Source organism: Chryseobacterium sp. OSA05B, assembly GCF_019970065.1.
GTDB lineage: Bacteria > Bacteroidota > Bacteroidia > Flavobacteriales > Weeksellaceae > Chryseobacterium.
Genome location: NZ_JAHXYH010000001.1, coordinates 157,540 through 171,855 on the forward strand (window position 1 = coordinate 157,540; position 14,316 = coordinate 171,855).

Here is a 14,316-nt window from a genome sequence, read left to right on the forward strand (position 1 = left end):
ATTTATATATACTCCGGAAATAAAAGCTTCTTTCTGGGAATGCGAATATTTACACTTCTGCCTCCGGCATATTCCCCTACTTCAAGACTCAATATCTCATCTTCATTTAATGTGAATTTGTCAAAAATGAAGGTGAGGACTCTTGTTTCACCCAATTTTATATTTCGCTGCTCGCCACAGGATTTTACGGGTGTCAGTATTCTCTCCTGATAAACATAATCTTTTTTTGCCGCATTATTATTTTTAAGTTTTGATCTGAAAAGGATCTGGTCTATATCTAAAGTGATTTTAGAGGTATTATAAATCTCTACGCGCAAGACAATTTTATTCTGAATTCTGTAATAGATTCCATTTAAAGTCAGGTTCAATCCATCATTATTATCTTTAATCTTTACGGTAGAAGGAGCATTTTCAGATAACATACACAATTCCTGAAGATCCTGTGCTGTCTTTTCTTCCTTTTCAATTTTGTTTATATTTTCCTTTGCAAAGTAATCTATCTTTGTAATGGTTTCCACCGCCTTATATGTTGTGATATCCGGATTTCTGTTGTATCCCATATCTATAGAATAATAGCTTCCTTTACCGTTAATAACAGTAAGATTCGCCTGTTTGCTCTTTGGATCCTCCACCTCTTCTCCCGTATGTTTTAATTTTAGCATATTACCAATGGTATCTGCAACGAAATAAGTAGATCCCACATCCACATACTTTATTTTTTCATCAAAAATAATGTGTGTTGTCTTCACATCTGAAACTTCAATTGCCTGACGCTGAGGTAAAGGCTCCAATATTTCCTGGGCAAAAGACATCTGAGAACATATAAAAAATAGAATAAATAATACAATGTGTTTTTTCATTTCTTTTGAGAATTTAAATCAATAAAATCATTAATGGCCACAGACATGTTTCCTTTTGCTTCATATATATCCCGGATTACTTTGTTTTCATCAGCATTGGAAGAATAACATGCGTATCTTTCAGGGGATACTTTGACTTTATATACGTTAGACATACTTCCTACTTTCACATACACCTCTCCTTTGTCTGTAGAGTAAAGTTTTTGAAGATCAGATTCACTAAGTGATAAATATTTAGAAAACTTATCTTTAGATGCCATTTTCTTTTTATGTGAAAGCATTATCAAAGTATCTGTATTATTCACCATCGCAGGCCCGGCAGCAGTGTCTAAAATATCTTCCAAATCCTGGGTTGCAATGGCAACCTCTCCATAAAACTTACGAACAGTTTTATACAAATACTTAATAAACTCCGCCATCTCTCCCTTAGAGATAGGTTTCCAACACTCATCTATAAATATTGATTTTTTCTCTCCAGGAATCTTTTGAATCTTAGTCATCACCAGATTAATACACAACATGGTAACTAATGGGAACAGTATGGGATGGTCTTTGATATTGTCCATTTCAAATACAATAAAACGCTCATGAATAAGATCAGCAGGTTCTGCTGCATTGAGTATATCTTTATAATGTCCGTCGTAAAAATCTTTAAGTGAGAGTTTAAAACTGACCTTGTCAAAATAATTGGATTCTTCTTCAACAGCCGTATTTTCTGATATAAACTCATAGAAAGTAGACATACATGGAAAAATATCATTTTTGACGACATGTTCGTAATAAATATTCAGATAGCTGGACAGTATTTGTTTTTCTTCTCTTGAAGCCCCCTCTTCTCCTTTCCACAAGAAAAAGATCAATGAAAGTAGAAAGGTTTTCTTATCTATGTTGATTTCATCTTCATCATAGTAATAGAAAGGATTAAACTGTAAAGGCGAGTTTAAATCATAAGTAAAGTAAACACCATTCACCAATTCACATAACTTCTTATAAGAGTTTCCTATATCTATCATTACAATATGATGACCCTGCTCATAATACTGACTAGCAATGTGATTGATCAAAAATGACTTCCCGGTTCCTGAAGGTCCGAAAATTAATCTATTTCTGTTCACGATGATCCCCTTTTTAATAGGCTCATCCCATAAGTCAAGACGTAAGGGAGATTCATTCTTACGGTCACAGAAAAGAATTCCATCTTTATTGCTCTCGTAATAGGACTCAAAATTCAGTAATGATGAGGTTTGCTCGGATATACCAATAAATTTATGATTCTCTGAAATATAAGCAGGGGCTCCAGGGCAATTATTCATATATAATTCCTTTAAAGCATATTTAACTTGATAAGGAGTAATTCCCAAATCTCTGAAAGCATTTTCTAATAAGTTTACGTCATTCTCCAATTTTTTCTGCGAAACATTCCAGACTATCACACTAAAGTGCTGATAAATAAATGTTAATTCCCTTTCCAAAACATCTTCTACCAGATCTTCTACCTGTTGATAAGTAACCTGATTTTCTCTCGAAAGTATTGCCATACTTTTAAACTGATTCATCTTGGTCTTGAGGGAAGAAAAGACTTTTTCTGAATCCTCAATAAAAATCACCTGATTGTAAATATGGTTTACATCCAGGCCTGTAGATACCGGCTGTATAAAAGGAATTCTAAAATCAGTTTTAGGTGTAGAATATTCAATGCTTTTGATGGTACTATTAATAGTAATAGGAAGTTGATTATTGGAAGATATGGTATATAATTCCGCAAATTTATTCCCTATTTGCAAGTTCCTGTCAAAAAACATATCTCTCAGATTAGTCTCCCCTTCTTTCGAAAGAGATAAATATTTTCCTAAAAGAGCAATAATCTGATCATTATTCAATCTTTCTACAGAGAAAAAACTTTCCTTTGTTAAAAATGAAAGACTCGATTCTACTGCCTTGATAAAATCATCTATTCCGTCTAAATATTTATGATACTGGCTGGAATTATTAAGTATACTTACTTTACTTTTAGAATCCTTTATGATAGTGAGATAACACTCATGACTCATGGTCGGCTTTTCATGGAAAAACCTGTTATCACTTGTTGATAAAAAATTAGGGCTGTCAGATACATGCTCTGTGACAGCGTCTACAAAAAAGAAATCCTGTTTTTGTAAAATTGTTCCGGCTGGTAAAGATCTGATTACCTTATCAAAAATAACACTAATCTGCTCAATCTGATCGCTATCAAGCGAATAGATCTGAGGAAGCATAACTTTGTAGACCAGACTAACATCTCCTTTTTTACTAATTAACAAATCATCATCTACAGCTAATATGTTAAATATTTTTTTGATATCTATATCTTTCATACTCTTAGGAAATAATTTTTAATACCATTTTATAAGACCATTCTAATTAGAAACAGAGGTATCATTTGAGGATCTTATATTGATCCATAATTGGTATTTTTTAGGTAAAAACACTCTCTTTTTCTCAAATACTTCTTTACTTATTTCTTTTCCTGCTGATAAAATTGCCAGGTTTCTAGCCTCCTTTAAATCTATCCCGGTATTGGTACCGCCTAAAATAGATCCGCTTGCATTGGTTCCTCTTTCAATGGAATAATCAAAAACATCTTTCGAAACTGTTGATGGAATTTTAAGCCAGGAATGATTATTCATATGAATACCTTCTCTTCCATCATAATCGTAAACTCTAAAGTTTAGCAGATAAAGAACATTATCTTTTTTATAACTTTCAATATCAATGTTGATCCGGTCTTCCCCTAAAGATATTCTTCCATATACAATCGTATTCTTAGGAATGACCAGTCCTCCTGAAACATCTGAAAGCCTCATATCTTCTTTTATTCTGATAGGAATAATATTCTTGTCTAATATTCTCTTCTGCTCTATGGTTTCTGAAGGAATCAGCTGCAAAATCTTTTTATTACTTCCAGTTGTTGTTCCCCGGAAAAAATTCTTTTGATCGCGAATATCACTTTTAGCTACATTCTTTTTGCTTTCTTTGGTTTGTGAAGTATTACCTGAATCCGGGAAATTATGAGAGGCAGCATTTTCAGCTAATCCTGAACGGATCTTATCTTGAATCTCAAATATTTTACTCAAACTACTTTCAGAGCTGGAACCATAATCGGAATCATAGCCAGAATTAGAAGGGTAACTTCTTTCTTGTGAAGAAATATTAGATAAAGCCTTCATATACCGCTCCTGCCTTTTGGCATAGTCATTTTCTTCAGTTTGGCCATCAAAGTTCTGAAACTGTCCCTGCATTAATTTTTCATCTTCCGGAAGTTCGGTATCTATACCATACTTTCCATCTTTTGAAAAATACTTCTTCAAGTCCCTCTCATCCTGATTATAAATTTCTAATTTTGACTTTTCTTCAAGCTGTTTCTCATCTACATTAGGAGTTAAAATCAATTTATCATTGGACTCCTTCATTTTTGGGAACAGTATCAGGCTCATAATCAAAATAAGAATCCCTAAAGCAGCCACAAAAACAACCCCAATAATGATTTTCTTTTTCTTGTCTAGATTTGCAAACATATTTTATAAACTGTTATTACACATAATATTCAGAAACAGTAAAGGGTCTATTCTTTTACCTTCAACTATTATTTCATAATGTAGATGAGGACCTGTAGAATGTCCTGTATTTCCACTTAATCCTATCAGCTGTCCAGGCTTTACGTATTCACCTTTTCCAACAAACAAAGACATTAAGTGTCCATATCTGGTTTTAAAACCTCCTTGGTTATCAATTAAGATGGTATTCCCGTATCCTCTCTCGTACTTTGAACTTACGACCATACCGTAATAGGTAGAAAATACAGCAGTTCCTCTAGGTACAGAAAAATCAACACCTTGATACTTTTTAATCACTCCATTAATAGGATGCTTTCGATATCCGTAATTTGATGAAACAATTTTATTATAGGATTCAACCGGTGGCATCATCTTTTGTGATTTTAATTTTTGGAAGGTAAATGCCATAAGAAAAATAAAGTACACAGGAGGCAACCTATTTTTATTGCTAAATACTATATACATAAGGAAGTTACCATCATTATACATTTATTTCAATTACAAAAAAACAATTCTATAAAGTGCCACCATGCGACGACGGCTCACTGGCCCTATCAGCTTCTTCCTCCTGGGAAATTCTATATAATTCGTTTTCAATAAGAATATCTACCTCTTTTACAATTCTTTCAAAATTTCCATTCAGAACCTCATCGATCATTTCTCCTTCTATGATTGTTGGTATCTCCTTCTTTATCTGATCAGTACGTTTCTCTACTTCTATTTTTCCTCTAAAAATCTTCCTGCTAATTTCTTCTCCGAAATTATCAGCAACAACCCCTACAAATTCTCCCTGGGAAAGCTGAGATATAGTCGATACCGGAATTGCATATTCTAAATTCTCATTGATAGAATATGAATTATTAGTATCAATTGTTACATTTTTTAATTTTTGCTTTTTCTTTCCAAATATTTCCTGAAGCTTATTAGCCGTCTCGCTTCTTACTGAACCGCTAAAAATATTACCAACGATATTAAATATTGTTTCCGCTACTTTATCACCGTAATCACGCTTCAGCTGTTCAAGGTCCTGCATTCCGATGGTGGTAGAAACTTTGTTGGATCTGGCCGTTGCAATCAGGTTATCTAAGCCCATAAAATACATTGTTGGCAACTCATCCAATATTACTGAACAAGGCTGCCTTCCCTGCTGATTGATTTCTTTTAAAAGCTGTGTAACCACAAGCCCTAAAGCAGGAGAATTAGTTGTTTGGGTACTTGGTGAGTTGGCAATAATTAGTATGCATGGACTTTCGGGATTATTGATACTTAATGAAATATTCTCTTCAGGAAAAACATTATTACCCATTATCCAAAACAATTCCTTTGTTGCCAACTGAGACAGGGGTATTCTCGCAGAAGCTGTCTGACCTGAAAGCTGCTCGTAAGCCTGCTTTGCTAATGCATCTGCAAAGGGAGTCATAAAGAACCTCAGTTCTGAGTATTTACCAAAAACCTTAAATACTTTTTCATCCGGCAAAGAAGCTAAAGATATTGCATGAGGCAACGTACAAAACTTCCCGTCTTCATAAATTCTCAAGAAATAAATACAGGCAGCAAAATAAGAAATAGCGGATTGAGCAAAAAAGTCTTTTTCAGTAATCCATTCTTTACTCAAATTAAATAAAATGGTTTGTGATGCTTCAATTGCGTCTGCAGCTTTCCTTATCAATTGAGGATCCAGAGGATTCACAAAATTAGATTTCTCCAAATCATCTAAAGAAACCACACAAAAACGAGGTTCTATTTTATATTTCTCTTTATAATACTCATAAAAAGCAAATGTTTCTTTTGCCAGTGCAGGAAATTTGAAATCATAGACCATCATCGAAAATTGCTTTTGAATATGCTGCCGTATATACTCTTCAATCACAGAGTAAGACTTTCCTGATCCTGGAGTTCCCAAAACCATAGTTGCTCTAAAAGGATTCACCACATTAATTACCCCATTTTCTGTTTTAAAATTCACTGAATAAGGATTCTTCTTAACGACTTTCTCCTGTTCAAAGATTAGATTCTTATCATTAAATTCATCCTTCTTGTCATAAAAATTGAAAAATTTTCTCAATTTTAAAAAACCAACTATATAAATAATATAAGAAGCAAAAGATATAATAGTATAAGATATAATTTCAATCTTCAAAACCGATATGCTTAAGAAGATTACAAGAGAAGATCCTGCTACTATTATATTCTTCATAAAAGAAGAATTTTCTCCTACTTCTCTCTTAACTTCAAAACCAAAACAACAAAAGGTAACAATAGTAAGGCTTAAAGCCCTTAATAATAAAGGATTTTTAATGAGGGGGAAAGTAGAAAATAACTTTATGATGAATATATTAATATACTCGTTACTCAAGTTTCTCTCAGCTACATAACTATACTTTGAATAATAAATATCTACTAAAACAAATAGTATACTTACTAAAAAAGAAAATATAATTAAAATATCTAAGGAATATTTATCATTTTTCATTATATAAAAATTACTATAGAATCCAATTGTTGGAATTCTAAATTATCTACCAATACTTAACAATCAAAAAGGATCTCAAAATACGATACTAATTATCCTCCGCCTTCTGAGAGTCTTCTGTATTAAGCTCTTGCTCACCATTGCCTCCATCCTCAACAGAAGCATTTTCAAACCCCTTACTTTTGAACAGATAGTTTTCAATAAGTAAACCATGAGGATTATTTTCAGTTCTTGCCACATTATATAAATCGAATGAAGCATAAAACAGATTTTTTGTACTCACATTCTGATCAACTCTGGAGACACTGAGCTTCCCATAAACAGATGCCTGATAAGGATATTCTTTGTCATTAACTTTAATTGAGTCTATATCCAGTTTCTGAACCAGGTTTTGAGATTGTATTCTCGCAAAATGCCCGTTTGCTTTAAGAGATAGATACAATTGCTTTCCAGAGTTCCCAATTAGGTATAATGCATCATTTATATTCTTATCATAACTAAATTGATCATATCCAAAAAATAATCTGTGAAATACTTTTATATGATTCTTAATCTCAGGCAACCTGTAATTTTCATAGTCCTGATCATTATTCATAGAATTTGCAATGGCAGCCTGTCCCTTTTCCGTGATAACATATATTTTTTTAGTAAAAACTTTACTTACATAAACGGCCCATATTGAACTAGAAACTATAGCTACTATTGTGATAAAAAAGCTGAGAAATAATGCTTTTTTAACTAAAGAATAAGTAGAAGGAATTTCACGTAGTTTTTTTAAATCCATTGTTATTTGAATATTGATAATTATGATACAGATAAAAGCACTCTATCTGAATATTTTAACTTTAAAAGAGGCTTTCTACAATTTTTACATAGAAATATTGATTTCCATCCCTTTTTTTCTGATATTGGAGCAATATTAACTAGCTCACCTTTTTAATTACTTTTACACACCTGCTATCATTTGTTACCTCATCCTTTATTTTCAGCTTCCATTCAAGCTAACGCCCTTCCTTCTTCTTCAATATTTGAAGAGGTAAGAAAAAATTTAAATTTCACAGTTAAATTAAAGGTGCACTTAATGGACGTACTATTAGGATACACGCCACAAGCAAAATTTTAAGAAACAGTAATTGAAAAAATGATGCTGAATAATTTTATATTTTAGAAGTATTCAATAATTCCTGCAGAGATAGGTCGTGTTAATTTAAGAAAAAGCTATATATACTACTTAGCACATACGTCTTAAATCTAACAATACTATATAAAGAAATTTATATTCTAAATGAATACATGAGTAATGACATCAACCAAACCAAAAATAGCTAAACCTATTACAAAACGGACAAAATTCTTTTGAGCCTGCTCGTTACCTTGCATATACTGAACAAATATCAGGAAAGCACCAACGATTGCAAAAGCAGCAACTCCTGCATTCAATGATGTCTTAAGAGTGCTTGTCCATCCAGTAATTTTTGCATCAATCGTTCCTGCACCTCCTCCTGTTTGAGAATATAATAAACTACTCATTGGCAATAATAATGCAAACAAATTTCTTCTATTAAATTTCAAATGTTTCATTTTTTCTATCATTTTATAATTTTTTTATTCATTTATGTTTATCTGTTGAAAATCTAATATCCTAATTTTATCACTAGCATCTTACAGAATTATAATATTCTATAATAGCCCACAAAACATTTTGGTAAATAAGACATTTAACTAATCCTAATAGATCAATTAAGAATTTGATAATGCCTCTGTTGATTCTTTTTTTAAATCTTTTGAATTTACACTAATCACATTTTCTAGTTTCTCATCAAATCTGATACATTGTACTCCCATCTTAAAATCAAAAAAAAACTCTTTAAATTCACCTTGTCTAGGGTACTTTTTTATTATATATAAATACAGGATAGGAATTACTAAAAACACTAATGATAATAGTACCTTTTTAAATACAATAAAAAGGAACAACATCAAGCATATCACAACTATCATAGCGGTAATTACAGGATAGCCAAAGATTAAAGGGGTCCTTTCCAACGTTTTTGGGGTTTTATATTCCATAAAGTTCTTTATCATTACAAAAAAAATTCGCTTGAGACCTTACTACATCTGCGAGGAGGAAATTAATTCTTAGCAAAATTACATTGATTGACAGCGAATAATTAGTATATCTTTTCTTTATTATTGTATAATTTTGCTTAGTAAAAAATATTAATGAATCGTGATATACTGTCCCATCTCCAGATTTTGGGATCTGTTTTTCAATCTATTGGCCATTATTGTTACTGGCAACCATTTTTTTGTTGCTAAGAAACCATAGCAATGGGTGGTTGTCTGTACTACTATTTTAAACAAAAAAAATCCCGCATTAACGGGATTTTAATTTCTTCTATTTAATTTTATTTTATCTCTACAGGAACTGAGATTTTATCCCAATCCATTGTGAATCCATTGCTGTTTATTTTATACACTAAAGTTTCCTGTGTTGCCGGTAAAGCTTTTGTTTTTACATCTACACGTAAAGCATCTTTAGATTCTTCGTATTTATAAGCGCCCCACTGCTTTGGCTCTTTATTAAAAATTGCAGTCCAGGTTCCGCTTTCTTTAGGAATCAGGAAAAAGCTATATTTACCTGCAGGCAGCGGTTTACCCTGAACGGTAATGTTTTTATCGGTTTCGAAAGTAGTGGCTTCATTGGCACCCGCGCGCCAAACTTTATTATACGCTTCTAATCCACCCCAGATTGCACGACCTTTAACAGAAGGACTGCTATAGGATATGGTAATGGTTGCATCTTTAATTTTTCCTGTAGCTGTAGCCGGAGGACTGGCTGGTTTTTTAGTATCCTGTGCAAATGCATTGACTGACATCGTCATTGCAGCAAAAAGGACGGTAACAGATTTGATCATTGTTTTCATAATATTTTTGTTTGTTGTTTGTTGTTCTTTTACGAATTTACTGCTTTTGGCTTATAAAACAGTAAACCGCTTGCCGAAAATATAATGACTGCCGCTGCCCCTATGACATTAAGCCAAAGGAAAGAAACGATATCAAAGTTATAAACGGCGATAACCGCAATTTCTGATAAAATAGCAGACATAAATACATTGGGACCGGTGATTTTTTTATAGTAAAAGGCGACCAGAAAAATCCCCAAGATTGGACCGTAGAAAAGAGAACCTAATACATTAACCGCTTCAATAAGCGAACCCATCTGAGTGGCAAACATGGCAACACCAATTGAGAAAATCCCCCAGGCTAAGGTATGCAGTCGGCTGTACTTTAATTCTGTGGCATCATCAGGAATTTCTTTTTTAAATATCAAATGAACATCTTTTAATGAGCAGGCAGCAAGAGAATTCAGTGCTGCAGAAATTGAACCCCAGCTGGCCAGAAATATGACGGCAAACAGTAAACCGATCATTCCTACAGGCAAGGTGTTTTTTACGAAATACAGGAAAATATAATTCGTATCCGTTTTCTCGGCATTATAGTTTGAATTGTTGATCGCTTCTTCTACCCTGTCGTGAAGAGCTTTTACCTGGGTTTGTGTATTTTTAAAATCCTGAATTGTTTTTTTTAGTTGGGGAGAATGAGTTTCTTTCAACTTTAGAATTTCTTTCGATTCTTCGTTAAATTTTAATTGCAGATTCTGATGCTCTTTTTCAAAAACCGAAGCCTGTTCAGGTTGTGTTTCCTTCAAATGTTGATAAGAGCGTTCGTTAAAATAAATCGGAGCCGGTTTTAGAGAAAAGAAGGCGAAAAGCAAGGCACCGATCAGAAGAATGGCAAACTGCATCGGAATTTTAACCAATCCGTTCAACAGCAAGCCCATTTTTGCATTGGTATTGTCTTTTGCAGTAATATACCTCCCGACCTGACTCTGGTCCGTACCGAAGTAAGAAAGTGCCAGAAAAAAACCGCCAATGAGCCCGCTCCAAATATTGTATTTATCTTTCCAATCGAATTCTGTGGTGATGACATTGAGCTTTCCGGATTTCCCCGCCAGATAAAGCGCATCCTTAAAACCAATTCCATTCGGCATATTCTGAATAAGCAGATACCCTGCAAAAGCCATGGTTCCCAGAATAATGAGAAACTGTAATTTTTGGGTGTGAGCAATTGCTTTTGCACCGCCAACATAGGTATAGATCAACAGAATGCCACCCGTTAAAACATTGGTTAAATAAATATTCCAGTTTAAAACGCTTGATAAGATGATACTCGGTGCATAAATGCTGATTCCTGTTGATAACCCTCTCGAAAAAAGAAAAAGCAGTGAAGTGAGTACCCTTGTTTTTTTATCAAAACGGTTTTCCAGATATTCATAAGCCGTGTAAACATTTAAGCGTTGAAAAATAGGAATGAAAGTGATACAGATCACAATCATCGCCAAAGGCAAACCAAAGTAATACTGAACGAAACGCATCCCGTCTGTATATGCCTGACCCGGTGCCGAAAGAAAAGTAATAGCACTTGCCTGTGTGGCCATAATCCCTATCAGCACAATGTACCAGGGCATTTTATTATCTGCTTTCAGGTAGGATTCGTTGCTTTTTTGGCCACGACCGATGAATACGCCGTAAACCACCACTGCAACAAGTGTAAAAATGAGAACGGTCCAATCTATATTACTCATGCCCAGGATTTAGTAAACCAATAATAAAATACGATCTGCAATACTAATGCAGCTGCTAATAATACGTACCAGGTATTCCAATTTTTAAGTTGATTGTTCATTAGTTTTTCTGTGCAGATAAAAAGTTAAAAAATAAACGTGCCGCCCCAATATTTCCCGCAGGCAGCTGTCTGAAAAATGCCAATGGTGTATAGATAAAATTACCCTTCCCGTATTTTGCATATAAAGTTGATCCCTGCAGTGGCTCTTCACCTGTATCGTGCATTTCAAAAAGTGGTTCATACGCTGCATCCCATTGAGCAGGGAAATAGGCTCCACGCTCCTGTACCCAGCCTTTAAAATCATCCTCCGTAATTTTGTTCGGAAAGTTCAGTAATTTGTGATTTGGATTTAAAAACGTAACCGCAGCATTTTCTTCGGTAACCCGCTTATTGGCAATACTGAAATTGTACATCCCCAATTGGTCTACGGTTGTATCCTGGTTGGTGTTATACTGCATCACCAGATTACCTCCGGCTTTTACATAAGACCATAAAAAAGGCATCCAGCGACCCAGCTTTTTCTCCGTGTTATTGGCACGAACACCCAATACGATGGCATCATATTGTGATAGCTTGTTTTGACTACTGTTTCCGCCTGATTCACCTAAGTTGCCATAAAAATCTTCCTCTTTCAAAACATCTACCTGCGTACCTGCCATGCGCAGGAACTCAGGAATGAAATCGCCCGCTCCTTCTATATAACCCACTTTTTTAACCTTCGCCTGAATATCGCCTTTCATTACGGTTACCGTTGCAGGCGCAAAATATTGTAAGGAAGGTAAATGCGGATACTGAATTAATACTTGTTTTTTATTATACGTTACTCCACCTGCAACAAAATTGGCATCCAGTTGCAAGCGGGATGAATGTATTGCGGCAAGCTTAGTTTTTGGAATAACGTAATCGATGGTCGTATCTTTTCCATTGAGCGAATTTAAATCAGCGCCACCTAAACGTTCTCCGTTATACATCAGATTTACTTTTCCATTACTGAACTTATTGCTGGAATTCGCCTTAACATTTAAACTCAAATGTAAATCTTCATTTTCTTTGACCACATAAAGCGGTTGTGTAAATTTCAGTTCCAATGCAGGAACAATACGCAAAGCTTCGACTACATCACCACGCACCGGATCTAATTTCTTGAAAGATAAAGGAAGTTTAACCTGAAAATTTTCCGAACCGATTTTTAAACCAACCCAAACATTCAGTGGTGATTCTGTCTCAGGCAAACCGATTAAAGTATCACTTGGAACAGAGAAAGTTGCTGCGTTCGTGGGAGATTTTGCCAACCAGTAAGGTTCTGTGAGTGCTGCATCTGCAGGAATCTGAATGTCGTGCTGAATGGTAATTAAAGAATCTTTTGACAGTTTTCTGTTGAAGCTTTCTGATTGAGTTAACCATTTTACATTGTCTAAAACAACATGATTTGCAGCTCTTGAAATCAGATTTAACCTGAAATTATAATGATCCCCGGCAACAGCTTCAGCCTGATTGGTCACTACCTCGCCCATAAACCCGGCACAGCTTAAAATGATTTTATCGAGTGCCGTAATTTTATCCTTTTTCAGGTCTAGATCTTTTAGCGCCATTACCCTTTTTCGCAAAGCAAGCAAAGCAGGCAAGCTACTGTTTGGCTCGTTGAAATTAAAAGCGGAAATAATTTGATCTAATGATTGGTCAATATCAGCATTTCCTTTTGCAGTCCAGGTTTTAACGACTCCGTCAAAAAGTGTTGTTTTTGCAGGTTCGCCGGTAACGTGGGCAAAATATTCAGTTCTGATGCCGGCTACAGACTGTGTTCCCGCACCCTGGCTTTTATGTAAACTTCTGCTTAATCCTGCCAATTCGCCATAGCCCATTCCCAATTGTGCATCATATTGTCCAACGGTAACTTTCAGTTGATTTTCAGCGGTCGTATTGACCCCACCAAAACGGAAAGTATTCCACAATACGCGTTTTGGTTGCCATACATTAACATATTTTAGTTGATCTGGGAAAGCCGTCTTATCGCCTGCCAGCTTAAAAGCTTTTTCCGCAACCACAGCCGAAGCCGCATGTTGTCCGTGGCCTGCCGCAGCAGTGGGAGGAAAACGGCAAATGATCACATCAGGACGGAATTTACGGATGACCCAAACTACATCTGCTATAATGCTGTCTTCATCCCATTGTTTAAAGGTATCGGTTGTATTTTTAGAGAATCCGAAATCAATCGCCCGGGTAAAAAACTGCTGGGCGCCGTCTAACTTTCTTGCCTCTAAAAGCTCATGCGTTCTGATTAAACCCAATGAAGCCCCTTGCTCTGTGCCTAATAAATTCTGACCACCATCACCTCTGGTTAAGGACAAATAGCCCGTTTCTACATTTTGATCGTTGATTAGCCAGGAGAGCAATCCTGTATTTTCATCATCGGGATGAGCCGCAAGGTATAAAACTTTAGGCAGCTGTTTAAGCGTTTTGAGTTCGCGGTAAATTTCAGATGATTTTGATGGCCGGACCTGCTGGGCCGAACAAAAAACCGTATAAAATCCAAGGATACATACAGTGCTTACTTTTTTGAACATTTAATTTTACTTTGCAGGGCAAATATAAGTAAATCATCTTTCTTTCAAACTTAAAAGATTTAAACTGTGAATTTCACAAAAAAGCGGTTTAATTTTTTATTAAACCACAAATCGAAGATTTGTGGTTAAGTTTAAAC

At 34.8% G+C, this 14,316-nt stretch carries 11 protein-coding genes; all 11 read right to left on the minus strand.

Annotated elements, in window-relative coordinates:
- Positions 1-2: 2 nt before the first annotated feature.
- Positions 3-860: a DUF4138 domain-containing protein gene (locus tag LC419_RS00750; RefSeq protein WP_223605539.1), complete on the minus strand. Its 858-nt coding sequence runs from the start codon at positions 858-860 to the stop codon at positions 3-5.
- A complete protein-coding gene (locus tag LC419_RS00755) occupies positions 857-3,214 on the minus strand; it encodes a TraG family conjugative transposon ATPase (protein WP_223605540.1) in 2,358 nt (785 codons plus the stop codon). Before LC419_RS00755 ends, LC419_RS00750 begins: the two co-directional genes overlap by 4 nt.
- Positions 3,215-3,256: 42 nt before the next feature.
- Positions 3,257-4,414: a conjugative transposon protein TraM gene (gene traM, locus LC419_RS00760; RefSeq protein WP_223605541.1), complete on the minus strand. Its 1,158-nt coding sequence runs from the start codon at positions 4,412-4,414 to the stop codon at positions 3,257-3,259.
- 3 nt (positions 4,415-4,417) lie between these two features.
- Complete coding sequence (locus LC419_RS00765) at positions 4,418-4,825, minus strand: M23 family metallopeptidase (RefSeq protein WP_223605542.1); 408 nt, start codon at positions 4,823-4,825, stop codon at positions 4,418-4,420.
- Between the two features lie 142 nt (positions 4,826-4,967).
- Complete coding sequence (locus tag LC419_RS00770; RefSeq protein ID WP_223605543.1) at positions 4,968-6,926, minus strand: type IV secretory system conjugative DNA transfer family protein; 1,959 nt, start codon at positions 6,924-6,926, stop codon at positions 4,968-4,970.
- 88 nt (positions 6,927-7,014) lie between these two features.
- Positions 7,015-7,710, minus strand: a complete 696-nt coding sequence (locus tag LC419_RS00775; RefSeq protein ID WP_223605544.1) for a hypothetical protein — start codon at positions 7,708-7,710, stop codon at positions 7,015-7,017.
- Positions 7,711-8,207: 497 nt separating this feature from the next.
- The gene (locus LC419_RS00780; protein ID WP_223605545.1) at positions 8,208-8,519 is read right to left on the minus strand and encodes a hypothetical protein; all 312 of its coding nucleotides are present in this window, start codon (positions 8,517-8,519) and stop codon (positions 8,208-8,210) included.
- A gap of 147 nt (positions 8,520-8,666) precedes the next feature.
- Positions 8,667-8,996, minus strand: a complete 330-nt coding sequence (locus LC419_RS00785) for a hypothetical protein (RefSeq protein ID WP_223605546.1) — start codon at positions 8,994-8,996, stop codon at positions 8,667-8,669.
- Positions 8,997-9,334: 338 nt separating this feature from the next.
- Complete coding sequence (locus LC419_RS00790) at positions 9,335-9,853, minus strand: DUF2911 domain-containing protein (protein ID WP_223605547.1); 519 nt, start codon at positions 9,851-9,853, stop codon at positions 9,335-9,337.
- A gap of 29 nt (positions 9,854-9,882) precedes the next feature.
- Positions 9,883-11,574, minus strand: coding sequence for a sodium:solute symporter (locus tag LC419_RS00795; protein ID WP_223605548.1), 1,692 nt, complete (start codon positions 11,572-11,574; stop codon positions 9,883-9,885).
- A gap of 100 nt (positions 11,575-11,674) precedes the next feature.
- Positions 11,675-14,179 (minus strand): PIG-L family deacetylase, encoded by a 2,505-nt coding sequence (locus LC419_RS00800; RefSeq protein WP_223605549.1) that lies wholly within the window; start codon positions 14,177-14,179, stop codon positions 11,675-11,677.
- Between the last annotated feature and the right edge of the window lie 137 nt (positions 14,180-14,316).

Excerpts from the sequence above, each read along its gene's own strand:
- LC419_RS00750 (WP_223605539.1), bottom strand. The coding sequence starts at position 860 with ATGAAAAAACACATTGTATTATTTATTCTATTTTTTATATGTTCTCAG.
- LC419_RS00755 (WP_223605540.1), bottom strand. The coding sequence starts at position 3,214 with ATGAAAGATATAGATATCAAAAAAATATTTAACATATTAGCTGTAGAT.
- traM (WP_223605541.1), bottom strand. The coding sequence starts at position 4,414 with ATGTTTGCAAATCTAGACAAGAAAAAGAAAATCATTATTGGGGTTGTT.
- LC419_RS00765 (WP_223605542.1), bottom strand. The coding sequence starts at position 4,825 with ATGATGCCACCGGTTGAATCCTATAATAAAATTGTTTCATCAAATTAC.
- LC419_RS00770 (WP_223605543.1), bottom strand. The coding sequence starts at position 6,926 with ATGAAAAATGATAAATATTCCTTAGATATTTTAATTATATTTTCTTTT.
- LC419_RS00775 (WP_223605544.1), bottom strand. The coding sequence starts at position 7,710 with ATGGATTTAAAAAAACTACGTGAAATTCCTTCTACTTATTCTTTAGTT.
- LC419_RS00780 (WP_223605545.1), bottom strand. The coding sequence starts at position 8,519 with ATGATAGAAAAAATGAAACATTTGAAATTTAATAGAAGAAATTTGTTT.
- LC419_RS00785 (WP_223605546.1), bottom strand. The coding sequence starts at position 8,996 with ATGGAATATAAAACCCCAAAAACGTTGGAAAGGACCCCTTTAATCTTT.
- LC419_RS00790 (WP_223605547.1), bottom strand. The coding sequence starts at position 9,853 with ATGAAAACAATGATCAAATCTGTTACCGTCCTTTTTGCTGCAATGACG.
- LC419_RS00795 (WP_223605548.1), bottom strand. The coding sequence starts at position 11,574 with ATGAGTAATATAGATTGGACCGTTCTCATTTTTACACTTGTTGCAGTG.
- LC419_RS00800 (WP_223605549.1), bottom strand. The coding sequence starts at position 14,179 with ATGTTCAAAAAAGTAAGCACTGTATGTATCCTTGGATTTTATACGGTT.